This is a genomic window from Streptomyces sp. NPDC058371 (assembly GCF_042723265.1).
Lineage (GTDB): Bacteria > Actinomycetota > Actinomycetes > Streptomycetales > Streptomycetaceae > Streptomyces.
Genome location: NZ_JBHXJC010000001.1, coordinates 1,321,451 through 1,346,185, shown reverse-complemented (window position 1 = coordinate 1,346,185; position 24,735 = coordinate 1,321,451). Strand labels below are relative to the sequence as shown.

Genomic DNA, 24,735 nt, shown 5'->3' with positions numbered 1-24,735 from the left:
TCAGCCCGGCATACGGACCGGAACGTGCCTGCTTCGGTCAGAAGCCGACGGCCACGGCCAGCCACTGGGGGTTGGCATGGGAGATGAAGGAGGACTGGCCCGCGACGTCGTCGTAGGGGAAGCCGTAGGCGAGGTTGTTGATGCTGTTGTCGTGCCAGAACTTGGCGTAGTAGTTGGCGGGTGCGGACTTGTAGAACTGGCTCGGGTCCGACTGGCCCGAGGACGGCAGCGTGGCGACGTGCCGGTTGAGCGCCGCGCACATGTTGGGGTTGCCGGCCATGCTCCCGGCGCAGCCGAAGATGTACTGGGTGGTCTCGTTGACGCCGACCGACTGGGCGTACGAGGTGAAGTAGTTCGCGTTCACGCCGCCCGGCTTGAAGCTCGCGTCGCTGCCCGGGGCGATGATCCGGTACGGGGCCTGGCTCTGTGCCAGCACCTTGAACTGCTGCGGGACGGCGTTGATGAAGTCCTGGAAGACCTGGGTGCGGGACTTGCTGAAGAAGGCCTGGGTCTCCCCGACCTGGACGTCGTAGCCGTCGGAGGAGTGCAGCCGCATCGCGAGGGGCAGGCCGTAGGCGTCCACGCGCGTGGTGTTGCCGTTGAACACGCCCCCGCCGACGGTGAATTCGATGAAGTCGTAGTACTGACTGGTCGGCGAGCCGACGTAGAAGTACATGCGGCCGGAGGAGTTGGCGGGCATGTCCAGGTAGGGCTGCTCCGCGATGGAGTGCGTCTGGCCGTTGAAGCTCCAGTACACCTGGCTGTCCGGGTAGGCGCCGTTGGTCCGGTTGAGGATCGCCACCTCCACGGCGTTCTTGGCCGGCGGGATCTTGGTGGTGTCACCCCAGAAGTCGCCGGTGGGCGGCGGGGTGGTGCCGCCGGTGCCGTAGACCTGGAATTCCCACAGCGAGAAGCCGTACGGGGTGGCCCGGGCGGTGCCGTACAGACGGACGTACCGGCCGGAGCCGGTGACGTTGAGCGTCTGTACGCCGCCGGGGCCCGCGGTGGTGGAGTAGATCGAGGTCCAGCTGGTGCCGTTGGCGGAGGTCTGGATCTGGAAGGCGGTCCCGTAGGCGGCCTCCCAGCGCAGCACGACCTGGCTGATCTGGGCCGTGGCACCGAGGTCGACCTGGAGCCACTGGGGATCACTGAACGCGCTGGACCATCTGGTGGTCGTGGAGCCGTCCACGGCCGCCGAGGCGGGGGTGCCCGCCGCCTCGACCGAGGAGGCGGTGGCCGGTTTGCCCTGCGAGAGCAGGGCGTCGGCCGCGTGGGCGGAGGGCTGGTCGACCGCGAGAACGAGGGCCGCCAGCAAGGCGACCAGCAGCGCGAGAACGGGGAGCGGTTTGCGTCGGTGCAGCGTTGGCCGTATGTGCGCCGACGCGAGGGGCTTGCTCGGCATGGTGTCTCCTGAACAGGGTGGGGAACCTGCGGATGTTGACGTGCCTGGCATGCCTCGCTCGGCGCCGAATGCCTTCAGAGAGCGCTCTCACGAGGGTGCTTGGTATATACCTCCGCTGTTCCGTGCACGTCAACGAAGAACGCCATTCACACAGGAACCGACACGGGCGGTGACGCCTCCGCGGGTGGCAGGCCGCCGGTCCCCGGCCTCTTGGGGCTCCTACGCGATCGGCACGAAGGTCGGCGCGTACGCCGGGGCCTTCGCCGACTCGGCCCCCGATCGCCCGACCCACCCGACCACCCGATCACGCGGGAACTACGTTGCCCGTCCCCTGACCGGACACTAGGCTCTGTGGGGTGACTGCCGGGTCGGCCATGGGCCATGCACGAGTGGGGCTCCCGGCCTCGGCGTGAGCCCGAGGCGGGCCAGAGGGCCGCCCTCTCCTCCGCGACTTCGCGTCGGCGCCCCCGTGTGGCGCCCCCACCCAGCGGATCCCAAAAACCCGGAGACACACCACCGATGTCGTACGACCAGCCGCACGCGCACGAATCCGAGCTCGCGGCGAATGCCGTCCAGCTCAACCACACCGCCGTCTACGCCAGCGACCGGCATCTGTCGGCCGAGTTCATCGCCGCCATTCTTGGGCTGAAGGTCGGCGCTCCGTTCGGGCCGTTCCTCCCCGTGGACCTCGGCAACGGCGTAACCCTCGACTACTACGAGAAGCGGGACGAGCCCATCCAGTCGCAGCACTACGCGTTCCTGGTGCCAGAGGCGCAATTCCCCACGATGATCGCCCGCCTGGAAGCGGTCGGTGTCACCTACTACGCCGACCCCCGCCGCACCGAACCCGGCCGGATCAACCGCCTGTTCGGCGGACAGGGCGCGTACTTCGACGACCCCGACGGCCACAACATGGAGATCATGACGCGGCCCTACGCGCGCCCCTAGTTGCTGCCGGCCATGTCGCTGGTGACGCACTCGTTGGTGACGTGCTCGTTGGTGACGTGCTCGTTGGTGACGCTCGCGCGGAGGAGTGATGCCGGCGGACGGTTTCCGGCGGCGCTGTGCGGCCGGTGGCAGTCGTAATGGATGTTCCAGACCGACCTCCTCGTCGGCCTTCTCCGCAACGCGACGTCCGTGCCCCGCCGCAGTCTCCTGGTGCGAGCGGCCACTGGCGGGGCCTCGGCAGCGTTGAACCGTGCATGACGGTCTATGGCGATGACGCGACGATAAGAGAGATCTTCACCAACACCGGGGACACCTGGGCGGTGGTAGGCCTGTCCGACAACCCGGAACGGGCCGCCTACCGTGTGGCCCTGAAGCTGCAACGCATCGGCAAGAAGGTCGTGCCCGTGCACCCGAGGGCCGAGGCGGTGCACGGTGAACAGGGCTACGCCTCGCTCGCGGAGATCCCCTTCCCGGTGGATGTGGTGAACGTGTTCGTCAACTCCGCGCTGGCCGGCGACATCGCCGACCAGGCCGTGACGCTCGGCGCCAAGGCGGTCTGGTTCCAGCTGGGGATCGTGGACGAGGCCGCCTACGACAGGACGCGTGAAGCCGGACTGCGGATGGTGATGGACCGCTCAGCGGGACGGGAGATCCCCCGGCTGGGGCTGGGCTGACACCCGCGGCCGGCCAAGTGGAAGGGGCCCGTCACGGCCGAGGCTCCTGCAGCTGGAAGTTGCCGCCATCGGCAACGTGGGCGTCGAGGCTGACGGAGGCGGTCAGCAGGTGCCGGCGCTCCCCCGCCCGGTCAAGGTCAACGGGTAGGCCCGCGGCACCGCGGACGGCAGCCGGCTACGGGAACTCGCCCGCACCCTCAGCCGGCACTGCTCGGCCTTCGACCTGGTCGCGTACACCCGGCTCGCGGACATCGGCCGGCACCGGGTTCGCAGGCCCACGCGCCGTGCCAGGCACCGGATACGAGGACGAAGGTCGTCATCGTGACGTTCCCCAACCGGTCGGTCAGTCGGCGACGGAGAGAACGATCTTTCCAGTAGTACGCCGGCTGTCCGCGAGTTCGTGCGCTTTGGCCGCCTGTTCGAGGGGGAGCACCGTGTCGAGTTCGGCCCTGAGCAGCCCCGCCTCGGCCAGGGCCGCGATCTCCCGCATGCCCGCATGATCGGCTTCCACGATCATGAAGCCGGCGCGCAGTCCGAGCGGGCGCGCCTGCTCGGCCAGGTATGCCTCGGCCGGGGAGGCGAGCGCAACCAGGACACCGCCTGGGCGCAGGGTGCGCAGGGAACGCGGGCCGTAGGCTCCGCCGATCGCGTCGAGCACCACGTCGACCGGGTCGATGGCGTTCTCGAACTCGGCCTCGGTGTAGTCGATGAGTTCGTCCGCGCCGAGGCTGCGCAGGAAGTCGTGCTTGGCCGAACGGGCGGTGCCGATGACGTGGGCGCCGCGCGCCTTGGCGATCTGCACGGCGAGGTGGCCGACGCCGCCGGCTGCCGCGTGGATCAGTACGCGTTGGCCTGGACGGATGTCCGCGGTTTCCACGAGCGCCTGCCACGCGGTCAGCCCGGCCAGCGGCAGTGCGGCGGCCTGTTGATGGCTGAGCCGGGCGGGCTTGCGAGCCAGGTGGCGGGCGGAGGAGGTCACGTACTCGGCGTACGTGCCCGCGGGGATCGGGTGACGCGGCATGCCGAACACCTCGTCGCCCGGCGCGAGGGTGGTCACGCCCGCGCCGACCTCCTCGACCACACCGGAGACGTCCCAGCCCAGCGGGATCACGGCGCCGGCCAGCCCACCGGTGGCGCGGTGCCACGAGTCGGTCGGGTTGACGCCCGCCGCGTGCACCCGCACCAGCACCTCGGCGGGTCCGGGCACCGGGCGTGCCACCTCGATCACCTTGAGCACCTCGGGCCCGCCGAACTCGTCCTGGCCGATAGCACGCATGACAACTCCCCCAGTTCCTGTCGGGCTCCTGCGGCCCGCTTGGATCAAGGTTCTCGGATTCAAGGAGCGAGAACGAGTGGCAAGGTTGCCAGCATGTGCAAGGATCTTGCCATGCATCGCGTTGTCGTCCTGGCCCTCGAAGGGGTCTATCCCTTCGAACTCAGCATCCCGGTAAGGATCTTCGGCACCGCCGCCGGGCAGGAGGGCGAGCCGCTGTACGAGGTCATCACGTGCAGCCTGGACGGCAGTCCGGTCACCACGAGCGCCGACTTCGCCATCACCGTGGCCCACGGAAGTGACGCGTTGCGGACGGCCGACACCCTCGTCATCCCGCCGTTCACCTGCGGGCCCGAGGAGCCACGGGACTGGCTGCCCGACGAACTGGCCGGCGCCCTCGCCCTCCTGCCGGCCGACGCCCGCATCGTCTCGATCTGCACGGCCTCCTACGTACTGGCCGCCGCGGGCCTCCTCGACGGCCGTCCCGCCACCACACACTGGAACGAGGCAGGGCACTTCCAGCGCGCCTTCCCGCAGGTGCAGGTCGACGCGAACGTGCTGTTCATCGACAACGGCCAGGTCCTCACCGCAGCCGGCGTCGCCGCCGGAGTCGACCTCTGTCTGCATCTGGTGCGCCGCGACCACGGCAGCGAGACCGCCAACAGGGTGGCCCGCCTCTGCGTCGTACCCCCGTGGCGGGAGGGCGGCCAGGCCCAGTACATCGCCCGCCCGGTCCCGGAGGCGACCGCCGCCACCACGTCCGCCACCCGTAGTTGGGCCCAGCAGCAGCTGCACCGTCCGCTCACCCTGGCCGAGCTGGCCGCGCACGCCGGGATGAGTGTGCGGACGTTCTGCCGGCGGTTCGTCGAGGAAGTGGGCATGCCGCCCGGCCAGTGGCTCGCGCAGCGCAGAGTGGAACACGCACGTCTGCTCCTGGAGACCACCGACCTGCCGGTCGACCAGGTGGCCGCCCACGCGGGCTTCGGCACCGCGGCCTCGCTCCGGCAGCACCTGGCCCACACGATCGGGGTCTCCCCCACCGCCTACCGCCAGGCATTCCGAGTCGGCCGGCGGGCCGAGTAGCCGGCTCCGCCGTGGAGCGCGAGCGCGGCGCTCATGAGGAGCATTGGACGTGGCGTTCGAGCCCGCTGTCCCTTACGCTGCGCAGGCACGTCCCCTCCCGCCCTGCCGGCGCGATCGGTGGGCTGTTGCTGAGGATCTACAGGGGTGGGGACAGGGGATATGGGGTCGCAGATTTCTGCGGGCCGGGCACAGACGTGTCCGGACTGCCGTGAGGACGTACCGGTGGATCCGCGTTTCGGCGCTTGGTGCGCCGAGTGCGGCTGGAACGTCGATCCCGGGACGGCGGAGCCGGAACCCGGAAGGATCGACGCTCTGCGCCGGCGTTTGGCCCGTCGGCACGGGCAGCAGCTGCTCGCGGAGATGACGAAGGACGAAGCGGCCCCGCCGCGGCGCGACGCGTCCAGCGTCCTCGCGCACACGCTCGCCTTGGCGGTGCACGGTTCGACGGTGGCGCTCGCGGTGGGTGGAGCGCTGCTGGTGGTACTGGGCTGGAGCACGGTGAGTCAGCCCGTGATCGGTGTCGTGCTGATCCTCCTCGCCATCGCCCTGCGGCCACGGTTCGCCTCCCTGCCGGACAACGCGCCCGTCCTGCACAAGACCGATGCACCACGGCTGTTCGCGCTGGTCGACGAGGTCGCGGCGGCTGTCGGCACGACAGGAGTGCATGCGGTGGTGATCGGACCGGAGTCCAACGCGAGCGTGGGTCTGGTGGGGGTCCGCCAGCGGCGGGTGCTGTACCTGGGCCTGGCACTGTGGGAAGTCCTCACGCCCCAGCAGCGCGTGGCACTCCTGGGTCATGAACTCGGCCACTACGCCCATGGGGACCTGCGTCACGCGAAGATCGTCGGCAGTGCCCTGCGTTCGCTCGCCCTGTGGTGCTACGTGCTGGCGCCCGCACAGTCACCCACATTCCTGGAGCGCCTCGCCAACGTGCTGCTGCTCCTCCCCCGAGCCCTCGCCCACGGCGTGTTGATGCTGCTCGACCGCCTGACCATGCAGGCATCGCAGCGGGCTGAGTATCTCGCCGACCGCGCGGCCGCCCGGGTCGGTTCCACCGAGGCAGCCACCGAACTGCTGGACCGGCTCCTCCTCCTCGACTCGGTCGACATGGAACTGCGCCGGGAATCGGTGCTGGCTCAGACGGGCATCGGCGGGAGGTCACGCAGTGACGCGGGGCAGGGCCTGTGGGAGCGTCTCGCCGACCACGTCGGATCCGTACCGGAGCGTGAATACGAACGGCTGCGACGGGCGAGCACCGCGCGCGGACACAGCGTGGATGCGACCCATCCGCCGACCCACGCGCGGCGCCAATGCGTGAGCGAGGGCAAGCATCGGCCCGCGCTGGTCCGCTTCGACGACAATGCTCTCACCGAAGTCGCCGCGGAGCTGGCCGCTCCCCGCAAACGCGTGGCTCACCAGGTCATCCGGGACTACGCCGGCTGACGGCGGAGCGCAGCCGAGGCCGGGACGTCGAGAGCGAGCGGCGCCCGGCACGGGTCAGCGCATCAGCGCGCCGCGCAGTGTGAGGCCGTAGTTCACGCGCAGTCGGCGCAGTTCCCACAGCGCCACCGCGGTGACCGACAGGGGAGCTCCGAGGATGAAGACGACGCGGACGACACCCGGCAGGTTTCCGTAGGCGCCGGTGAACAGACCGATGATTGCCATCTCCCACACCAGTGTCATCGTGAGCAGGGGCGGCACGGTTTCGTGGATGTCCACGGTACGGAACACGTGGACCAGGGACAGCCCCATCCCGTAGAGGATGAACGGCAGGACCCACACGAGGATCAACACCGTGATCAGCCAAGTGACCACGGACATCGCGGGATTGGTGGCGAGCCGTCCGTCGATGAGGCCGCTGATGATGGCGGCGGGGAACACGGCGACACCGCCGATGATCGCCACCACGGAGCCGAACGGCTTGGCCGCACGCCGCAGCAGTTGCTGCCGGGCCGGCGGACGCGCCAGTGCGACGAGCACACCGATGATGACCGGGAACGTCACGGAGAGGACGAGGACGTTGATCCATGAGTCGTTGAGTCGGTCGCTGGCGACGTCGCTCGCGGAGTCGACCAGCTTGTAGGAGAACGTCACCCAGGCGATCGCGCCCAGGCCCACGTACGTCCGGATCTTCTGGATCCGGGCGACCACCTCGTCCTCCACCCGGCCCGGCCGGGAGGGCCTGAACACCTTGCGGGCGGTGGCGGTCGGGCCGACGGAACGCCACAGCCGGCGGAACAGTCCGACGCGGCGTGGCACCGGCTGCGGATACCCCGGCTGGTAGGGGTAGGGAGCCTGCGGCGGGTAGCCACCCTGTTGAGGAGGAACGTTGTACGGATACGGCTGCGGCGGCACAGGGTTACCGTGAGGGTGGTGCGGCGGCTGCGGCGGCCCCTGCGGATTCCAGGCACTCATCTCGGTCTCTCCCCCGATGTCATTCTGTGGAACGGACGCGCCGCCGCAGTGTATTGGTTGCAGGCGAGCAGAACGAGACGCCTGCGGGCCGCCGAGGCTGCCGACCGACGTACATCCGTCCTAGGTGCTCGCCCCCACCGGCCGCCGGACCAGGTAGACGCCCGCGGACGTGACCAGGACGGCCATGCACGCGATGAACGTCAGCCCTGCGCCCTCCAGGCCGAGCGGACGCGCCAGAACGCCCACACCGATCACCGGCACCGAGATTCCCGCGTACGCCACCACGAAGAGCGTCGAGATCACCGCCGCGCGCCCGTGGGCGGGGGACGCGGCGGCCACCGCGGACAGCGCCCCGCGGAACGCCAGCCCCTGTCCGACACCGGCGACGATCGCGCTGAGGATCACCAGCACCAGCAGGTCCCAGCGCAGCGCGCCCGCGAGCAGCACCAGTCCGGCGAAGAGCGCGGCGCACCCCAGCGGCAGTGACCGCTCCGGCCCGACGCGGCCGGCCGCCCATTGCCCGGCGGTCGAGGCGAAGAAACCGAGCGCGACCACCAGCCCGCTCACGGCGTGGTTGTCCACGTTCAGGGACTCCTCGAGGAACGTCGGGCTGACGGCCGTGAACACGCCGAACATGGCGAACCCCACGAACGAGGCGATCGCCGCGGGCGCGAACACGGCCCGTACCTGCCTGGGCAGTCCGGGCCGCTGCGGCCGTACGGTGCTCAGCGGCCGCCGCTCCGCCACGGTCTCCGGCAGGCGCAGCAGGACGGCAACCGAGCCGGCCAGCAGGACGAGGTGCACGATGAACGGCAGGTGCAGCGGCCAGGCGGCGTACTGCGCGAGCAGGCCGGCGAGCAGCGGGCCGCAGCCGAGCCCGCCCATATTGGTGGCCGTCGCCACGAACGTGGCCCGGGACGAGCCGCCGCGCGGGGCCAGATCCATCACGTACGCCGTGGCGGCCCCGGTGAACAGGCCCGCGGACAGTCCCGACAGCAGCCGCCCCGCATACAGCCAGCCCAGCCCGGTGGCACACAGGAAGCAGACGGCGCTGAGCGCCGCGAATCCGAGGCCCGCGAACAGCACCGGCCGACGGCCCACGGCGTCCGACGCGTTGCCCGCCAGCAGCAGCATGCCGATGACCCCGAAGGCGTACACGGCGTACACGACCGTCACCGTCAGCTCGGAGAAGCCGAACTTCTCCTGATACAAGCCATAGAGAGGGGTCGGCAGTGTGGTGCCGGCCATGCACACGGCGAACACCGCCCCGCAGAGCAAACACTGGAGCCACCCTCGGCGATCACCGTCCATGCCGCCGACCGTAAGCGCCGCGCGACGCCCCCAGCGTGCGCCATGCCCGGCGCGCCACCGGTACGGCAGAGCCGAACGGCCGCACGGAACCGGCTCACTCGACCCGGAGCGCACGGAACGGACGCGTCCGCCGTCCCTGAGGGTGGCCTGCCCAACCGGCGTCCAGCGGCCTTTCGAAGAAGGTCTCCAGTACGACCGTTGCCTGCGTCCCGCTCACGCCGTCGATCGCGTACAGGCGGCGCAGCACGTCCTGGAGCCGCCCGGTGGTCGCGGTGCGCACCTTCACCAGGACGGCCGCGCTGCCCGCGATGACGTGCGCCTCCTGGATCTCCGGCACCGCGGCGAAGTCCTCGGCCCGGTCGCCCATCCAGGCCGTCGAGTCGACCAGTACGAAGGCGAGGACCCCGCGGTCGAGCGCCATGGGGTCGACGTCGACGGTCGTGGACCGGATGACCCCCTGCTCGCGCAGTTTGCGTACGCGCTCGTGCGCTGCCCCTGCCGCCAGCCGCCAGAACTGGGCTCCCGGGCCGGCCGCCGCGGTACGACGAGCTTGCCGTCCGCCACGAGGCGACCGTGCCGGTGGCAGTCCTCACCGAGTGGCTGTGACCGGCATGGTCCACAGGCCTCAGGGGCGGATGAACGTGCGGGCCTGCACGATCCACGCCGACACGGCCTTGGCGCCGCACTCCTCGGCGACCGATTCGGCCTCATCGAGGTGGTCGAGCGCCGCCGATCGGTCGCCGGTCTCGGCCGAGAGGTAGGCCAGCGCCACCAGGCCGGCCGCTTCACCGGGCCTGAAGCCGATTTCCCGGCGCAGCGTCACCGATTCGGTCAACCGCTCGCGGGCCGGCTCGAATCGGCCCGCGTCCTTGTCGGCAAAGCCGAGATGGCGTATCGCGTAGGACATCGTCATCCGGTCGCCAACGGACTTCGCCAGCGCGTACGACCGCTCGAAGTACGGCCTGCCGGTGGCGCCGTCACTCTTCACCACCTGATGCCAGCAGCCGACCCAGAACAGGGCGTCCGCCTCACCCGACGCGTCCCCGAGACGCTGGTACAACTCGGCCGCGCGCTCGAACAGCGCCAGCTCCTGGCTGTTCTCTTCCCGGTCGTTCAGGAAGCGGACGTGCAATATCTTTCCCCGTGCCATGGCGAGTGGCGCCTCGATCGCGTCCAGCGCGTCGTCGGACCGCTCCAGCGCGGACGTGTCCCCGCCGAACATCGCCGCCTCGAACAACTCTCCCGCACGGTCTATCCAGTCCTGCCCCGGCATGTCCTGCCCCTCCCCGTCGGACGATTCGCGTGCTGAGGTTATCTCCGCGCTCCCGGTGGACTCGGCAATTCGCATGGCGGCCCTCGAACGCCCCCACGCCCGCGACCTCGGGGAGTGCCCCGAACCCTGGGCGCCGAGCTCGCCGGCTTCCACAGAAGCCTCCGCCGGGTCAGCGCACGCCGTCGCGCGGGGTGATCCGGAAGTTGAACGGAAGGGTCCCCGGGTCCAGTGCCGTCACACCTCCGTCCACGGTCAGCGCCGCGCCGTTGACGAACGAGGCCGCCGGCGACAGCAGCCAGGCGATGGCCTCGGCAACCTCCGAGGGCTCGCCGGGACGGCGCGCCGGGAGCAGCCGGGTCGCCTCTTGGTAGGCCGCCTCGGCCCCGCCCGCCAGCCCCGCCTCCTCGGCGAACCGGGCCATACGGCCGTCCGCCATCTCCGTGCGCACCCAGCTGGGGCACACGGTGTTGGCCCGCAGACCCTGCGGCCCGTAGTCGACGGCCAGCGAACTGCACAGCTGGAGCAGCGCCGCCTTGGACGTGGCGTACGCGGCGTTGGCCACTCCGTTGCGGAGTGCGGCGACCGAGGCGACCGCGACGACCGAGCCGCCGGCCTCCAGGAGGTGCGGCAGGGCCGCCCGCATCAGCAGGAAGGGCCCGGTGAGATTTGTCCGCAGCACCAAGTCCCAGTCCTCGTCGGACAGTTCACCCACGGCACCACTGCGCCCGATTCCCGCGTTGAGGACCAGGCCGTCGAGCCGGCCGTAGCGCTCCACCGCGACGTCGACGAGGTGACGGACGGCGTCCGCGTCGGTGGTGTCCGCCGGGCAGGGCAGCGCGCCGGTCTCCTCGGCGACCCGGTGCAGCGGTTCCGGCCGTCGTCCGGAGATGACGACGTCGTGCCCGGCCGCCCGGAGCACCCGTGCGGTGGCCGCACCGATGCCCGTACCTCCACCGGAAACAATGACAACGCGCTTGTCCGTCATGGGCGTTGGACCTCCTGTCCGTCACGAATCGGTCGCATGATCATAATCCTGGCGGAAGACGCGGCGGGCTCCACCACGGGCGGTGCTGCCCCAAGGTCAGGGGCGTGCCGGCGCGTTTGTTAGGCTCCCGGAGCCTCCCGCGGGGGAAGTCCGGTGAGATTCCGGCGCTGACCCGCAACGGTGTGCGTGGGGACCAGGGGTCCACCGCGCGAGTCCGATTACCCGTAGGTGGCCTGCGACCCGTTGACTGCTCGCCGTGGACTGCGAGAGGGGACCGCGCGGCCGTTCCGCCGTACGGGCTGTCTCCTCGCTCGACGTTCATCAGGCGGCCCCAGGCCAAGGACTGCCCTGACCGTGCGCCGAAGTCCGACCCGAAGCCCGGGCCAGAGTCCCGGTCGAGCCAGGAGTTCGACACCGTCCGGGACCTCCCGGACACCTCTCCTTCCCCTGGTCCTCGGGCTGTTGCTCGTGCTGTTCCTGTCACTTCTGTGCGGCGTGGGCCTGGGAGCCGCGGGGATCGGGCCGGGGGACGTCCTGCGGTTCCTGTGGGCCGGGTTCACCGGCGGGACCGTGCACACCCGTGATGTCGCCTCGTACACCATCGTCTGGGAGATCCGGCTGCCGCGTGTCGTGCTCGGCGCCGTCGTCGGGGCGGGACTCGCGGCCGTCGGCGTGGCGGTGCAGGCCATGGTCCGCAACGCGCTCGCCGACCCCTTCGTGCTGGGCATCTCCTCGGGCGCCGCGGTGGGCGCCAACGCGGTGATCCTCCTCGGCGCGTTCGCGGGGCTGGGGGTGTGGGCCCTGTCGGTGTCGGCGTTCGCGTCCGCGCTCGTCGCGATGGCGCTGGTGTACGCCGTGGCCCGCTCACCGCACGGGCTCACTCCACTGCGGCTGATCCTGACCGGGACGGCGCTGGCGTACGGCTTCGAGGCCGTCACCACCGTCATGGTGTTCGGGGCCGCACGGGGTGAGGCCGCGAGGTCGGCGATGATGTGGCTGCTGGGGAGTCTGGGGGGCGCGACCTGGGCGCAGGTGCCGCTCGCGGCGGCCACGGTGGCGGCCGGGTGGGTGTGGCTGCGCCTGCGGGCCGAGGCGCTCAACGCCCTTGCCATGGGGGACGAGACCTCCGCGGCGCTCGGCGTCCCGCCGAGCCGGCTGCGCCGGGAGCTGTTCCTCGTCACCGCCGCCGTGACCGGGACGGTGGTCGCGGTCAGCGGGGCCATCGGGTTCGTCGGGCTGATGGTGCCGCATGTCGTGCGCATGCTGGTCGGCGCCGATCACCGGCGGGTGCTCGCTGTCGCTCCCCTCGCGGGTGCCGTCCTGCTCGTGTGGGCGGACCTGCTCTCCCGGCTGCTGCTCGCGCCCGCCGAACTGCCCGTCGGGGTGATCACCGCGGTCGTCGGAGTGCCGGCCTTCCTGCTGCTCATGCGGCGCGGCGGCTACGCGTTCGGCGGCCACTGATGACGGCCGGGGACGGAAAGGACGGCAGTCGTGCGGCTTGATCTGGAGGGCATCACGGTCGAGGCCGGCGGGGCCCGGCTCGTCGACGACATCCGGCTCACGGCGGACAGCGGAGCCTTCGTCGGTCTCGTCGGACCCAACGGAAGCGGCAAGTCGACGCTGCTGCGCACGGTGTACCGGGCGCTGCGCCCGGCCGGCGGTGTGGTGCGGCTCGACGGACAGGACGTGCACACCATGCCGGCCAGGGCGGCGGCTCGCGTACTGGCCGCGCTGCCGCAGGAGTCGTCGGCCGAGTTCGACTTCACCGTCGCCGAGGTGGTCGCCATGGGACGCCTGCCCCACCGCGACCGGACCGCCGCGGCGGACCGCGCGATCTGCGCACAGGCCATGGCCCGAACCGGTGTCGGCCACCTCGCCGACCGGGGGTTCCTGGCCCTGTCCGGCGGCGAGAAGCAGCGGGTGCTCGTCGCCCGTGCGCTCGCCCAGCAGCCCCGGGTGCTCGTGCTCGACGAACCCACCAACCACCTCGACATCGCGCACCAGTTGGACGTGCTGTCCCTGGTCCGCGAGAGCGGTCTGACCGTGCTGGCCGCTCTGCACGACCTCAATCTGGCCGCCGCCCACTGCGACGTCCTGTACGTGATCGCGGACGGCCGGATCGTGGCCTCGGGGCCACCGCACGACGTCCTCCGGTCGGGCCTGCTCGCCGAGGTGTTCGGGGTCCGCGCGCATCCCGTACGGCATCCGGAGACCGGCGCCCTCCACATCCTCTTCGACCGACTCCCGCCCTCCGCCTAAGGACTCCCATGCGCAAGCTGCTCACCGCAGCCCTCTGCCTCGCCACGACCGTCACGGCCACCGGTTGCGGGGCCACCGTCGAGCCGCCGGCGGACTCGAAATCCTCCGCGATCACCCTCAGCAACTGCGACCACAAGGTCACCTACGACAAAGTCCCGCGACGCGTGGTCACCAACGACGTCGGCATCACCGAGCTGATGTTCGCGCTCGGACTCGAGGACCGCATGGCCGGGTTCGCGATGCCGGACGACAAGGGCGATCTGAGCGGCGTGCCCTGGAAGGACGGCTACAACAAGGTGAAGTGGCTGTCGAAGGACCAACTCACCAGGGAGAACGTCCTCGACGCCCGTGCCGACCTCGTCTTCGCCGGCTGGAACTACGGATTCCGCGACGACAGCGGCTTCACTCCCGACGCCCTGAAGAAGCTCGGCATCCCCTCGTACGTCCTCACCGAGTCCTGCCGCAACGGCCGCACGAAGACCTCGCGGGGCATCATGCCGCCGCTGGACGCCCTGTACGCCGACCTCACCAACCTCGGGAAACTGTTCGGCGTCGAACAGCGCGCGGCCGCGCTGATCGCCGATTTCAAGAAGCAGATCGCCGGCGTGCGCGCGAAGGCGCCCCGCGGCGAGGACCGGCCGACCGTCTTCCTGTACGACAGTGGCCAGGACCAGCCCTTTACTTCCGGTCGCTACGCGGCGCCCGAGCAGATCATCACCGAGGCCGGCGGCACCAACCTCATGCACGATGTCGCCGACTCGTGGACGACCGTCGGCTGGGAGAGCGTCGTCGAGCGGGACCCGGACGTCATCGTGATCTGCGACTACGGGGACGTCAGCGCCGAGCAGAAGAAGAAGTTCCTCCTCTCCTACGCTCCGCTGCGCAACGTCTCCGCCGTCAAGCACCGGCGGATCTTCACCCTCGACTACGCCGACCTGGTCGAGAGTCCCCGCAACCCGTCGGCCATCGCCCGCCTGGGCGCGTACCTGCGGACGGTGGCCGCCGGCGGCGGGGGCAAGGGGTGACGGGCGCGGGACCGTTGCCCTCGAGGTGACATGCACCGCTGGTGCGGGCCGCTGCCGTGACCGCCGCGCGTTACGCCTCGTGCACCGAGTGCGGTGGTCCGGCGGTGTCCCTGATGGCGCGCGGAGCGTCGCTGCCGAGTCCGCCCGGGCACAGGAGGTTCCGGTGGCTCAGGACGGCGGTGGTGCTGGTGGTTCGCCCGGGCCGGAGAAGGCGGACAACACGCCGACTGCGCCGACCACGGAAATGACGACGAGGACGAGGGCCAGTGCGTTCTGCACCGCTGTGTGGCCGCTGAGTCTGTCCATGAAGTCGCCGGCAGACAGCTCCTCCGTATCCTCTCCTTCCTCGGCCGCGACGACATGCGAGTAGCGGGCGATGCGATCGGGCAGCGCGCTGATCCGATGCGAGGAGGACTCTTCGAAGAAGGGCCCGTGGGTGGGCGCCGTAGCGTGGCGAACCTCCCGCTGTCGGCAGACATGGGTGTCGTTGTTTTCGAGCGTCCACAGGAATGGTGGACAGAACGTGAGCATGAACCCGGCCAGGAGGGTTCCGATCGCGGCCCACCGTTCGTCGACCGACGCAGGCACATGTGCCAGCACGGTTTGCGGCAGCCAGCCCAGAACCATCCAGAGGATGGTGAGGAGGAAGGCGTCCTGCATCACGCCTTTGACGGGTGGGTAGTCCGTCCGGTAGCGACGACCACCGGCTCGGTAGACCGTCGCGGTCGCGGTGACCATGAGCAGGAGGACTGCCAGCGCACAGCAGGCCCAGGCGAGCAGTGACCAGCCGACGTTGGCCGACCGCCCCTCGGGCCGGACGAGACTGGACATGGACCAGTAGGTGATGAGCCCCGTCGCGACGGCGACGGAGACAAGGGTCGCCGTCGACGTCTTCGTCAGCCGCTTGGCGTGCAGCCACACCCCGTTGCCCGCGATGCCCTCCGAGGCGAACAACATCATCACGAGAGCCTGGAGGAGCGCCAGGATGTTCAGCGCACCGTCGCGCACCAGCACCACGAGCAGGACGATGGAGATGACCGTCGCACCACCGGCGCAGATCCACGCCGGCCATGCAGAGCGCTCGGGAGCGGAGGGGACGGACACGTCTGCCGTGGCCCAGGCGATGACGACAGTTCTCCCTGTGGCCGGCACCAAGGCCGCAGTGACTCCGCCCACGCACAGCAGGATCTCCCAGGGGACCTGCGCCGAACCGGGGCTCCACTTCAGGGACGGGGCCAGGGCGATCGTGAGCGTCAGGATGGCTGAGAAGGCCGCGACGCTGTAGCTCGCCATCCGTGTCCACACCCTGGTGGCCGCCCGTCGCTGCGCCCTGCTGGGACGGCCGTCGGGCGAACGGCGCGCCGCATCTCCCTCCATGGCCATGAGATCGACGTAGTCGGCTTTGAAGTACTGGAAGAGGACGCCGCCCAGAACCGCACCGGCGATGGTGAGGATGAAGCCGCCGGTGATGTACTCGTCCTTCCTTCCGACAAGGGTCGTCGCAAACAGGGAGGCGACCAGGAGGCAAGCCGACATGCCGGCCGACACTCCGTACTCTCCGGTGATGGGAGACTGCCCGGGCATGTGGAGGCGGCCTCTCAGCCAGCGCAAGGACACTGCACCGGCAACAGCCAGGAGCGGTAACGCCAAGGTGATCCCGAGGTGGTCCGGGCGTGAGGTGGAGGCATACACCGTAACGGTGCCGAACAGACCGCAAGCCCCCAGTGCTTCCACCACCGACAGAGGGCTGCCCTCTCTCGTCGTCGCCGCCAGCCCGAGGCCGGATGCCGTCACGCTGGTCAGGGAGGCGTAGGCAAGGCTGTTCATGTCTGGGTGTGCGTCGACGAAGACCACGGTGAACAGCGTCAGCACCGAGGAGACGGCGAGGGTGCTGAGGTACGCGAGATGACGCCATACCCGCAGTCGCACCAATGCCGCTGCCACCAGGACCGCGCCGATGGTCACGGCGACCAGGGAGGCCCTCCCGCCGACGGTGGCGTCCGCACGTTCCGCGTCCGCGACGGCCAGCCACGCGTAGCCTGCCATGCACGCGAATGCCACGCACGCCCACGACGACGTCAACGTCTTCTGGACGACCGCCGCGTCGGCGACGCGCAGATGCTTCACCACGTCAGTGCCCAGCCCGGCGAAGCAGCCACACGCGGACACCAGGAACGCCGCGTGCCAGATGCCGGCGGCGGTCAACTCTCCGGCTCTCGGGATCGTCCAGTTCACCACCGGATGCTCGTCCCGCGCCCATGCCACGATCACCGCGGCGCCCACCGCAACTCCCATGAGGGCACCGATGACGACGGCGCGCCACCGGTGGGACGGCGTGTACTGCGCGGCCAGCCGCCGCGTCGAGACGCGCAGACAAAGCGCCAACAACGGCAGGAGAAGACCGTCACCCCACGTCGCACTGCGGAAATCGAACAGGCCGGGGATGGCAGACGTGTACGTGCCCCTTGACCAGAAGGCCAATAGCGCTCCGTATCCAAGGAACAGGACAACAAGAGGCCAAGCCAAGATGCGTAATCTGGCCATCAGACCCCCGTACGAAATTCAGGCGAGCCGCGCCAGACGGTGCGATTGCTGATTTCAGTTGAAGGGTACCGCTGTCGTGGCCGACTGATAAGTCCTCGCGGTGCACTGTGAATTGGTCCACTGACGAGGATTCCTCATTTTCGATGGCACCGGCTCGCCTTGCGTCAGGCGTGTGTCCTGCATCGGGTATGTCAGGCACCGTGGCGCAAGTCGTGCCACTGTAGTTGGCTGTCGTGCGTCGGAGTGCGGAGCGGGATTCCCGAACTCGAGGTGAGGCGATGCGGGTCGCGGCGGTCGGCAGGGAGCTGTGCCGGGCCGGGTGTTCGTATCTCATAGGAGCGCTGCCCTCCGCGCACCTCGTCGCGAAGCTCACCGGCGGGGTGGACCTGCGCGTGGCCCATCCGGAATCCGTGTCGGCGACCGGGGTGTACCGCGTGGCCGGACTGGCACCGTTCCTGGTCACATCGGCACTGGACGTGGCGAAGGGATACGCCGCCGTCACGCTGGCCGGTCAGCACCGGCCCACAGTTGCCCTGAATGCCGGGCTGGTTGTCGCGGGACACAACTGGTCGCCCTTCCTGCGAGGAGCGGGCGGCCGCGGAATCACGCCGGCGACCGGCGCACTGCTCGGCGTCAACTGGCGGGGAGCCGCGGTGATCCTGGGCGGCCCGGCCGTCGGTTACCTCTGCCGGGAGACCGGGTTGGGCTCCTTCGCTTCCCAACTGCTGCTGCTACCCGTTGCCTTGCTCTCCCGGGAGCGCCGTGCCGCTCTGCCCCTGGCTGCCGTCGCCGTCCTCGTGCCTATGTGGGCCAAGAGGATTCTCGGGAACGGCCTGGAGGTCCGGAGAAGTCTGCCGTTGGCTCGTTATGTGGAGCGTCTGGTCTACGACCGGCCGGGACTGCCCCTTGTTGGAGCTGCTTGCCCGTCATTCCGGCAAGCGAGTAAATGAACTGCACCATACGGTCTGCCGCCGCGCTGCCGCCGAACGCCAGGGCCGCGACGTCCCGTTCGAGGTCGGCTGCGCCGAGAAAGATCTCCTCATCGAGGATGGGGGCGACGGAATGGGCCAGCATGAGGTCCAGGATCCACTCCACACCGCCAACACCGTCCGGGTTCCTGAGCCGGGAGGCAACACGTCCTGCGAGTTCCTCTCGACCGTCCGCGCACAGCAGTTTGATGAGGATTTCAACTGGCCGGGTGAACTTTCCCTCACTGAGGTCAGCGGGCACGGCACCCTGGTCGTTGACGAACATGTCGTTGTAGTCGTCGACCAGTTGATAGAGAACACCGACCCGGTAGCCGAGGCTTTTCATTCGCTCTTGGATTTCGCTCTCCACGTCGCAGGTCACCGCGGCCCCGGAGGCTACGCACGCAAAAGGCGCGCCGGTCTTCAATCGCATCGTCTCTTGGTAGGGAACGGATGTGAAGTCGTACCAACCCTGATGCCAGCCGATGTCCATGCTCTGCCCGAGCGGCACCAGTGTCGCCATCATGTCCAACTGGCGGCGCACGCCGTCCTTCTCGGCCGGCGTGAGATCGGAGCAGTGGATCGGAAAGTGCGAGAAGGATCGCACGATGCACGCCAGATTGATCGCGTTGCTCACGTTCTCGCTGACGTAGACGGCCTGATCGCGGCCGCGGAACGTCGAGTTGTCCTGGACGTCGTCCAGGACCAGCGACGCGGAATGGTACAGCTCGACAGCAGCCGCCAATGGCTGCACTCGCCTCGTGTCGCCTCCCAGGAGTTCGCTGCACAACAGCGCGAACACCGAGCGGAGCCGTTTGCCCTTCCGGTCCAGTTGCCGTTCCACCAGGAGTCGCATTCGGTCACGGTGCTCCCAGGGCCAGAACTCGAAGCCGGCGCGCATCTGGTCACCGATACCGCTGAGTTCATCCGCGAAATGGTCGTGCAGGCCACTCATGCCGCCGCCTTGTTCTGGACCGGTCGCGGCCAGCCCCTGGCCAACCGTGACCGGTACCCCGCGTAGTGGACGAAACCGAGAATGATCAGTGAGAGCCAGCTCATCAACGGCTGCTTCAGCAGGACCAGCGACAGTGCGGTCAGGTTGATGGAGGCGACCGCGCTGGCTGCCGCAGCCTTGCGTGCCACTCTCCGCCCTGTCCACACCTGCGGGAAGTAGGTCACGGCGAAGACCGCCACGATGCCGGCCATGACGAGCCAATGGAACGCGAGGACGGCGCCGAGCGACGTGGCGATGCCCATCCCGCCGCGGAAGCCCAATTGCACCGGCCAGATGTGCCCGGAGACGACCGCCACGATCGCGAGGGTGAGGGCGACGTCTCCCACGCCGAGGGCGACGCCCCCGGAGACGACGGCGTACCCCTTCATCATGTCGAGCAGCAGGATGATCACGAACCAGTGACGGCCGAGGACCTTGCCGACGTTCTGTGCGCCGGCGTTCCCGCTACCGACGTCACGAATGTCCTGAGCTATGCGAATCTTCGTTGCGTAGTAGCTGGGCGAGATACATCCGATGAAGTAGCTCACGAGGACAAGCCCTGTCCCCGGCACGAGTTGACTGGTATTCATCTGGCACCCACCACAAGCCTCATTTCAACAATGTGAGAGACAGCAGCCCCGGAAACCAGGCCAACCGCAGGATGAGCAGTGATCGTGCCGTAGAGCCTGCCCGGTCCGGCCATGTCCGGAGGATGTGGGCACACAGGCCCACAGGCGCGATCAGGAAGAGAAGAAGCAGGACGAGACAGGGCACCGGCTCCGAGCTGAACGGCGACCCCACCCCGAGTGCGGTGACGCAGAGGACCGCGGCCACGGCCGTAAAGGCGGCGACACTCACACCGGGTTCGTATGCGGTGGCGAGTGTGCGCAAGCCGGCTGCGCTGTCCGCCTCGCGATCCTGCAGGGTCTTGACGATCTCATAGGCGACCACGAACAGCAGGATGACCGCTGCGGCGACACCTGAACTCGGCGTCAGCCGTCCGGATGTCAACGAACCGAATACCAGGGTGCCGCAACAGACAATGCCCACAGTGACATTGCCGACGAACACGGTGTCTTTGAAACGGTAGGAATAGGCGAAGGCCAGGAACAGCAGCGCCGAGGCGAGGAGTGTCTCCGCGAGGCCCAGCGCGGCGGCAGTCGCCAGGGTGAGAATCGCCAGCGCCGTGACAACGGACCAGGCGGTATATACGGGCACCCGCCCCGAAGCGATGGGGCGTTGAGGCTTGCTGATGCGGTCGGCGGGGAGGTCGACGATGTCGTTCACGGCGTTCGCCACACCCATCAACCCCGCCATGCACAGCATCGACAGCACACCTCGCACCGATGCGAGACGGGACAGGTCCGACGCCAGGAAGCCACCGCACGCGGCGGACAGGGCGGCCAGCAAGCACGTGATCGGCCGCACGACCGTGCAGGTGGCCACGATCCGCGAACCTGTGCCGTACGGCGAAGCGCTGTCCAACATGAAGGAAGTTCCGTTCCTGGTCCGCTGTGCTACAGCGCTCGTCCGTTCGGAAAGACGTGGCCCGTTGTGCCGTCCACTGTGATGAGGTCGCCGTCTCGGACTGCTCCGGTGATCGAATGCAGGGCAACGACGGCCGGTACGCCGCACTCCCGTGCGATGACCGACATGTGCGCGGCCACACTGCCCATATCGGCTGCGACCGCCCCTGCATTTCTGATCATCGGAGCCAGTGCCGGGACGAATGAACGGACGACAAGAACCTCGCCGACTGTCACTTCCGCCCGCGACAGGTGATCGACGAGACGCACCCGGCCGGTTGCCCTCCCCGGGCTCACCCCCACCCCGACCAACGCACCGTCAGGATGTCGCCCGGCGGCCTCCGCAGCGGGGCGGGTGAGCAGGAGCGGCAACAAGCACGCCGGGGTACCGAGCGCCAGCGGCGGCCGGAGGGTGCACCGGTGTTTCCACTCCTGCGTTCTCGCGGAGACCTGACTGTGTCTCCGGGTGGGACGGTGTTCCGACAATGACTCGAGCAGCTCCCCGTGGGTCAGGAAGTACACGTCCTCCGGTTGGCCGATCACTCCCCTGTCCGTGAGCGCGGCACCCAGTCGATACAACGCCTGCCGGAAGGCCGGCCATGGCCGGGTCAGGTTCATCGTGTACTGCCGCCGAAGACGGGCGCTCTGCCGGGTCAGCGTCAACAGGCGAGTGAACCGTGCCGAGTCCACTTTCCGTCGGGCGAGAGCCGAAAGGCACAGCTCCTCGAGCCGGCCCGCCTCGTCGGGGCGCGGATCGGGCTGTGGCTCCGGGCGAGGTCCGTCCCACACTTCACCGAGGGTCGGGCGGCACCAGTCGAGAGTGGAGACTGCGTGGGAAGCGATGTCGTCGGCCTGCTGCCGGGCCGTCAACAAGCCGTGATGCGGCAGTCCCAGGTCGGGGAGAAGCATCCTCCGGTAGTAGCGGGCCAACGCGTGTTCCGCCCGCCATGCTGCGCCGCCGACGAGCAACATCGGCCAGACGTAGTCGCTGACCAAGTCGACCAGGTGACTGACGAATGCGACCAACGCCCCTTCGGACAACGAGTCGAGGCCCTTGTCGACGGTGGCGAGGAGTGCACCGTCGATACCCGACGTGTACTTCTCGAGGGCGGCGATCTCCTTGTCCACCACGAAGCTGTTCGTGATCGACGGCCGGCGTCGGCCCGCCAGCATGGCGCAGGCGAAGCCGGGACGTGCCAGCATTCCGCGGAGGAGCACGGAGGAGCGGCGGTCGCCCAACGGGGAGTGGTAGTACCAGCCATGGATGAGCTGGTAGGACGGTTTTGACACCAGAACTCCACTGCGTTGCCACTGTGCCCGTCGGAACCGGCGGTCGATCGTCGGCAGGAACCAGGTCGCGAACAGCGGGGTAACCGGTTCCGGCAGCCATTCGCCCAGGCGGATGTCCCTCCGCCACTCGCCGCGTGCCGGCCTCGGCCACACGAGCTCCCGGTCGGGGACAGCGGTCATCGGCCGGGCCTGCAGCAAGGTGATCTCGCCGCCCAGCAGGGCCCACTCGACCTCGGCGGGACACGACAGATGAGTCGACACCCGTCGGGTCAGGTCGGCGATCGCAACGGCCTGGTCACTCGTGATCGCGTCGTACGGGCTCCGGATACAGGTGGCGGCGGTGGACGTCACGGTCCACTCGTCGGCGCCCGTCTCGCCCTGCATCAGTCTGTCCGCCCGCCCGCGCACCGCGGAGATGGACACGGCATCGGTGACACCGCCCATCGGGTCGGTGGCGAACGCAGCGCCCGCCGCGTCGGGTGCGAGCAAGCGCTGTACGAGGACGGCCATGGCCGGGACATCGGCGGCGCCCCCGCTCTGCGAGCAGGCCATGGTGGCGGCCGAGCGCCAGCACTGCAGCACGGCGGTTCTCAGTGCGTCGACGCCGTGCACGTCCAGCACGCTCGCGTAGAGGCCGGCGCAGGACGCTTCCGACGTGTCCTCCGCGACGCCCGAGGACCGAACGGCGAGCTGATCCGACCGGTAGACGTCCGTGATCTCGTCCAGGGCACGTTCGAGGTGCGGCGGTATGTCGTCCCGTTCGGACACGTCCGGGTCCCGAGCCAGGAAGTGTTCGTGCAACCGGACCGGTATGACCATGCCGCCGGCGCAGGGGAAGCCCGCCTTCAGCAAGCGTGCCAGAGTAGCCGCTTTACGCCCGCTGACCGTGGGATCGGTCGCCAGGTCGTCGGTGAGCGCCACGGTCACCGGTAACGCAGCCGAATGCCTCTCCACGCAACCCCCTCTAGGACCGTGCGGCAGTTCGTTGACCGGTCTTCGGAACATGACCGATCCGTCCCGTCTCCATCATCAAGTCGGCGGCGATCCGCAGGCTTTTCGCGCGTATTCGCGCGTAATGCTCGCTGTACAGATCCGTGAACTCACCGAACCCCGCTGAGCACAGCCGATGCCATTGCTTCTCGTTCATCCGGGTTCCTGACCTGTGCGCATCCGTGAGTCGCCGTTCCTCCTCGGGGTGCTGGGTGAGAATCGAGAGGAGAACGTTTCCGGCTCCTGTCTCCCTGTCGCAGTGCCAGTCCCTCAAGTCGTCCGCGAACCTGCAGGCGAGGCCGAGCGCATAGAAATCGTCCAGAGCGGCCTGCGGTGCGGCGAACCCCTGGTACAAGGCGGCAACCTGGGCCATCTGTCGCATCACGGCGCCGCAGTCAACGGACGCGTCCTGGAGCAGATCGCTGACCGATGGCACGGCCCGCCGGCTTTCGACCGCCGTGGCGTAGCCGCGGTATTCGGTCTCGACGGTGGCGCGAAGGGCCTGCCGGATCCCGTCACTACGCGCCGGATCGCAGGTTGCGTCCAGATGCTTTCGCATATCCGAGATCGCGCGGCTGAGGCCCTTCGTCGCCGCGAGGTCATCGAAGATCACGGATTCCCTGCGGACGCGACGCTCGAATTCGTCATCCATCAAGAAGGCGATGCGGTTGAGCAGGATGAGCAACTGCGCCGTTCCTTGCCGGACGGACCGGCCCGTGATCTCCGCGAAGCCCGACAGCAGGAGATGGAGAAAAACGTCGTACGCGCCGATCTCGCGCGCTCTCCCGCCCGGAAGGTGCGGGAGCCCCGTCCGGTACGGATGGAACGCCAGGTGCCGCCCGTAGAGGGGAAGCAGCCGGAGCGCCGTACGCGTCCGGCCGCCCGTTCGTGGTAGCGCCGTCATGCGGCGGACCATCCGGAAGGGAGCGCCGGGCCCAGGCCCAGAGTATGGGCGACGACCCGCCTGGTCTCCGGGAACAAGGCTTTCGAACAGGCCAACATGTGTTCCGGATAGGCGTCAAACAGCTGCGCGAGGTAGGTCTTGGTCCGCGGACCGGCCCCGGTGTGACACGAGACGAAATGCGCGCACGAATCGGAAACTTCCGCCTGGTCACCCAGTTCAGCCCCGAGCAGGGCCAGAGAGTGACGCATGTATCTCCAGTAGCGGCGGCACTCACGGGTTTCGAGCCCCGTTCCCAGAACGGCGTTCATTCGTATGCATGAGAGGGCGATCACGCCGGCGAAGAAGTCCAGGTACTCGGCTCTCATACCGCGCAGACTGCGATGGCGGTCACCGAGTTCGGCCAGCATCCGACGGACCGTGGGGTTCGCGAGGCCGCCAGCCAGTTCGGCGTCATCACCGATGCCGAGAAGGCGTATCAGAGTCCTTTTCTCCCGCCCCTCACCGACGGCTCTTCGTAACATCAGCGCTTCCCCGCTCGCGTCAACCGATCCCACGCTGGTCAGCGACGGAAGAGTGGCATATGTGGCGAATATGAATATTCCCGCGCCCCCCAGCATTCGAGGCGATGTCCAAATATCGCGGACAGCCCGAAAATCGTCCGCATACCCGGGCGAATTTACGTAATGGAGAACGTTATCGGGTATGACCGAACACCCCCTCAATTCCAACGAAAAGCAGGTGCGGCAGTGGCCGTGTCAGCCGTGTCGCCAACAGGCGAACCCGGTGAGGACGTTGGCGATCTCCGTCACCGCCCGAAGCTTCGGGCCGGGGCGCATCGCTGTGGCGGCGAGGCATAGGTGAGGCCTTCGCC

General features: G+C 68.9%; 21 protein-coding genes, 2 pseudogenes and 1 riboswitch. Of the genes and pseudogenes, 8 read left to right on the top strand and 15 right to left on the bottom strand.

Annotated features, from left to right (window positions below; genetic code table 11):
• Window positions 1–37: 37 nt before the first annotated feature.
• Complete coding sequence (locus ACFWM2_RS05855; RefSeq protein WP_383273383.1) at window positions 38–1,402, bottom strand: beta-1,3-glucanase family protein; 1,365 nt, start codon at window positions 1,400–1,402, stop codon at window positions 38–40.
• A 519-nt stretch (window positions 1,403–1,921) separates the two neighbouring features.
• Here ACFWM2_RS05855 and ACFWM2_RS05850 point away from each other — a divergent pair.
• Window positions 1,922–2,350 (top strand): VOC family protein, encoded by a 429-nt coding sequence (locus ACFWM2_RS05850; protein WP_383273380.1) that lies wholly within the window; start codon window positions 1,922–1,924, stop codon window positions 2,348–2,350.
• On the opposite strand, the gene ACFWM2_RS05845 is transcribed toward ACFWM2_RS05850, so the two are convergent.
• Window positions 2,347–2,529 carry a hypothetical protein gene (locus tag ACFWM2_RS05845; RefSeq protein WP_383274250.1) on the bottom strand — a complete coding sequence of 61 codons (183 nt, stop codon included), beginning with the start codon at window positions 2,527–2,529 and terminating at the stop codon, window positions 2,347–2,349. The two genes, ACFWM2_RS05850 and ACFWM2_RS05845, sit on opposite strands and share 4 nt — an antisense overlap.
• A 75-nt stretch (window positions 2,530–2,604) precedes the next feature.
• Here ACFWM2_RS05845 and ACFWM2_RS05840 point away from each other — a divergent pair, with 75 nt between their 5' ends.
• On the top strand, window positions 2,605–3,024 hold the full coding sequence (locus ACFWM2_RS05840) for a CoA-binding protein (RefSeq protein ID WP_383273378.1): 420 nt from the start codon (window positions 2,605–2,607) through the stop codon (window positions 3,022–3,024).
• 343 nt (window positions 3,025–3,367) lie between these two features.
• Here ACFWM2_RS05840 and ACFWM2_RS05835 read toward each other — a convergent pair whose 3' ends face one another.
• Window positions 3,368–4,300 (bottom strand): NADP-dependent oxidoreductase, encoded by a 933-nt coding sequence (locus ACFWM2_RS05835; protein ID WP_383273376.1) that lies wholly within the window; start codon window positions 4,298–4,300, stop codon window positions 3,368–3,370.
• Between the two features lie 111 nt (window positions 4,301–4,411).
• Here ACFWM2_RS05835 and ACFWM2_RS05830 point away from each other — a divergent pair, with 111 nt between their 5' ends.
• Together ACFWM2_RS05830 and ACFWM2_RS05825 are read left to right on the top strand one after the other, a co-directional pair.
• Window positions 4,412–5,380, top strand: coding sequence for a GlxA family transcriptional regulator (locus ACFWM2_RS05830; protein ID WP_383273374.1), 969 nt, complete (start codon window positions 4,412–4,414; stop codon window positions 5,378–5,380).
• Window positions 5,381–5,602: 222 nt separating this feature from the next.
• Window positions 5,603–6,823 (top strand): M48 family metallopeptidase, encoded by a 1,221-nt coding sequence (locus ACFWM2_RS05825; protein ID WP_383273372.1) that lies wholly within the window; start codon window positions 5,603–5,605, stop codon window positions 6,821–6,823.
• Between the two features lie 54 nt (window positions 6,824–6,877).
• Here ACFWM2_RS05825 and ACFWM2_RS05820 read toward each other — a convergent pair whose 3' ends face one another.
• From ACFWM2_RS05820 to ACFWM2_RS05800, 5 genes and pseudogenes are all read right to left on the bottom strand, one after another.
• Window positions 6,878–7,735, bottom strand: a complete 858-nt coding sequence (locus ACFWM2_RS05820) for a hypothetical protein (protein WP_383273370.1) — start codon at window positions 7,733–7,735, stop codon at window positions 6,878–6,880.
• 180 nt (window positions 7,736–7,915) lie between these two features.
• Window positions 7,916–9,106 carry an MFS transporter gene (locus tag ACFWM2_RS05815; protein ID WP_383273368.1) on the bottom strand — a complete coding sequence of 397 codons (1,191 nt, stop codon included), beginning with the start codon at window positions 9,104–9,106 and terminating at the stop codon, window positions 7,916–7,918.
• 94 nt (window positions 9,107–9,200) lie between these two features.
• A pseudogene (locus ACFWM2_RS05810) lies at window positions 9,201–9,611 on the bottom strand (Lrp/AsnC family transcriptional regulator); the annotation flags it as partial.
• Between the two features lie 120 nt (window positions 9,612–9,731).
• Entirely contained in the window at window positions 9,732–10,379 is a 648-nt protein-coding gene (locus ACFWM2_RS05805) for a tetratricopeptide repeat protein (RefSeq protein ID WP_383273366.1), read from the bottom strand.
• A 169-nt stretch (window positions 10,380–10,548) separates the two neighbouring features.
• Window positions 10,549–11,364 carry an SDR family NAD(P)-dependent oxidoreductase gene (locus tag ACFWM2_RS05800; RefSeq protein ID WP_383273364.1) on the bottom strand — a complete coding sequence of 272 codons (816 nt, stop codon included), beginning with the start codon at window positions 11,362–11,364 and terminating at the stop codon, window positions 10,549–10,551.
• Between the two features lie 142 nt (window positions 11,365–11,506).
• Window positions 11,507–11,588, top strand: a riboswitch (cobalamin riboswitch).
• A gap of 223 nt (window positions 11,589–11,811) precedes the next feature.
• On the opposite strand from ACFWM2_RS05800, the gene ACFWM2_RS05795 reads away from it, so the two are divergent.
• From ACFWM2_RS05795 to ACFWM2_RS05785, 3 genes are read left to right on the top strand one after another with little or no spacing between them, the layout of a single operon-like run.
• Entirely contained in the window at window positions 11,812–12,825 is a 1,014-nt protein-coding gene (locus ACFWM2_RS05795; RefSeq protein ID WP_383274204.1) for a FecCD family ABC transporter permease, read from the top strand.
• Between the two features lie 30 nt (window positions 12,826–12,855).
• Window positions 12,856–13,623 carry an ABC transporter ATP-binding protein gene (locus ACFWM2_RS05790; protein WP_383273362.1) on the top strand — a complete coding sequence of 256 codons (768 nt, stop codon included), beginning with the start codon at window positions 12,856–12,858 and terminating at the stop codon, window positions 13,621–13,623.
• Window positions 13,624–13,631: 8 nt separating this feature from the next.
• The gene (locus ACFWM2_RS05785) at window positions 13,632–14,648 is read left to right on the top strand and encodes an ABC transporter substrate-binding protein (RefSeq protein WP_383273360.1); all 1,017 of its coding nucleotides are present in this window, start codon (window positions 13,632–13,634) and stop codon (window positions 14,646–14,648) included.
• Window positions 14,649–14,816: 168 nt separating this feature from the next.
• Here the strand turns inward: ACFWM2_RS05785 and ACFWM2_RS05780 are convergent, their stop codons facing one another.
• Complete coding sequence (locus ACFWM2_RS05780; RefSeq protein WP_383273358.1) at window positions 14,817–17,129, bottom strand: hypothetical protein; 2,313 nt, start codon at window positions 17,127–17,129, stop codon at window positions 14,817–14,819.
• 341 nt (window positions 17,130–17,470) lie between these two features.
• Here ACFWM2_RS05780 and ACFWM2_RS05775 point away from each other — a divergent pair.
• A pseudogene (locus ACFWM2_RS05775) lies at window positions 17,471–17,980 on the top strand (glycerol-3-phosphate acyltransferase); the annotation flags it as partial.
• A gap of 13 nt (window positions 17,981–17,993) precedes the next feature.
• Here the strand turns inward: ACFWM2_RS05775 and ACFWM2_RS05770 are convergent.
• From ACFWM2_RS05770 to ACFWM2_RS05745, 6 genes are read right to left on the bottom strand one after another with little or no spacing between them, the layout of a single operon-like run.
• Window positions 17,994–19,115, bottom strand: a complete 1,122-nt coding sequence (locus tag ACFWM2_RS05770; protein ID WP_383273356.1) for a polyprenyl synthetase family protein — start codon at window positions 19,113–19,115, stop codon at window positions 17,994–17,996.
• Entirely contained in the window at window positions 19,112–19,744 is a 633-nt protein-coding gene (locus tag ACFWM2_RS05765; protein ID WP_383273354.1) for a glycerol-3-phosphate acyltransferase, read from the bottom strand. Before ACFWM2_RS05765 ends, ACFWM2_RS05770 begins: the two co-directional genes overlap by 4 nt.
• 19 nt (window positions 19,745–19,763) lie before the next feature.
• Window positions 19,764–20,642, bottom strand: coding sequence for a UbiA family prenyltransferase (locus ACFWM2_RS05760; protein WP_383273352.1), 879 nt, complete (start codon window positions 20,640–20,642; stop codon window positions 19,764–19,766).
• Window positions 20,643–20,671: 29 nt separating this feature from the next.
• Complete coding sequence (locus ACFWM2_RS05755) at window positions 20,672–22,975, bottom strand: PEP/pyruvate-binding domain-containing protein (RefSeq protein ID WP_383273350.1); 2,304 nt, start codon at window positions 22,973–22,975, stop codon at window positions 20,672–20,674.
• Window positions 22,935–23,864 carry a class 1 isoprenoid biosynthesis enzyme gene (locus ACFWM2_RS05750; RefSeq protein WP_383273348.1) on the bottom strand — a complete coding sequence of 310 codons (930 nt, stop codon included), beginning with the start codon at window positions 23,862–23,864 and terminating at the stop codon, window positions 22,935–22,937. Before ACFWM2_RS05750 ends, ACFWM2_RS05755 begins: the two co-directional genes overlap by 41 nt.
• On the bottom strand, window positions 23,861–24,271 hold the full coding sequence (locus tag ACFWM2_RS05745) for a hypothetical protein (protein ID WP_383273346.1): 411 nt from the start codon (window positions 24,269–24,271) through the stop codon (window positions 23,861–23,863). Before ACFWM2_RS05745 ends, ACFWM2_RS05750 begins: the two co-directional genes overlap by 4 nt.
• Window positions 24,272–24,735: the final 464 nt, after the last annotated feature.